The following is a 1,013-nucleotide window of genomic DNA, read 5'->3' as shown; positions in this document are numbered from 1 at the left end:
CCTCACCTCGCTGCATGAACTGTTCACCGGTTTCAGCCGCGAGCCGCTGATTGTGCAGAAGTTTCTGCCCGACGTCAGCAATGGCGATAAACGGGTGATCCTGGTTGACGGCGAACCGGTCGGCGCCATCAACCGGGTGCCTGCCGCAGGCGAGACCCGATCGAACATGCATGTGGGCGGACGCCCCGAGAAAATCGGGTTGAGCGAGCGCGACCTGGAAATCTGTGCCGCCATCGGCCCGCTTTTGCGCGAAAAGGGCCAGATCTTTGTAGGCATCGACGTGATCGGCGACTACCTGACCGAGATCAACGTGACCTCGCCGACCGGCATTCAGGAGCTGGAGCGCTTTGACGGGGTGAATATAGCCGAAAAAGTCTGGCAGGCGATTGAAGCCAAGGTCAGTTGATGAGCTGGCAGCGCCGGGCCATTAACGCATGGATGCGCTATGGTATGAAACCGGCGCTGCAGCGCACCAGCAGCCCCGATTTGGCGCGGCGGGTGTTTGAGCTGATGGCGCCGCGGCTTTACCCTGCAGTGCCCTTCACCCGGCTGCTGCCGCGGCCCGCACCGGTGCCGCTGAACCTGATTTCAGTGGGCCGGACGCACCGCAGGCAGATCATTCTGTTCCTGCATGGCGGCGCCTATCTGGCAGGCAGCGCCCGTGCCTATCAGGGGATGCTGTCCCGCCTGTCCCTGGCCACGGGGCTGGAAATTGCGGTGCCCGATTACCGGCTGCTGCAAGATGCGCCTTTTCCGGCTGCGTTTGAAGATGCCCTGGCAGCCTGGCAGCATCTGCGCCGGTCGGGCTATGCCGCTGCCGATATCCTGCTGGCAGGCGACAGTGCCGGCGGCGGGCTGGCGCTGGCCTTGCTCGCCGCTCTGCTGGGGGAAGGGGAACGCCCCGCCGGCCTTGTGGCCTTTTCCCCCTGGTGCGATCTGACGCTGAGCGGGGCAAGTATTGAGGTCAATCGCTCCAGGGATGTGATCATCCCGGCAGGGCGGATGAAGGAAGC

General features: G+C 64.0%; 1 protein-coding gene and 1 pseudogene. Both read left to right on the top strand.

All coding sequences use genetic code 11. From position 1 onward, the window contains the following. A pseudogene (locus A2I95_RS42300) lies at positions 1-406 on the top strand (glutathione synthase); the annotation flags it as partial. Next, positions 406-1,013, top strand: a 608-nt coding sequence (locus tag A2I95_RS42295) for an alpha/beta hydrolase fold domain-containing protein (RefSeq protein ID WP_291738203.1), incomplete at its 3' end; no start/stop codon positions are given. The pseudogene A2I95_RS42300 and the gene A2I95_RS42295, both read left to right, overlap by 1 nt.

Source organism: Leisingera sp. F5 (assembly GCF_001593695.1).
Note: the sequence above shows the minus strand (reverse complement) of the source record. Positions and strands in the feature narration are given on the sequence as shown.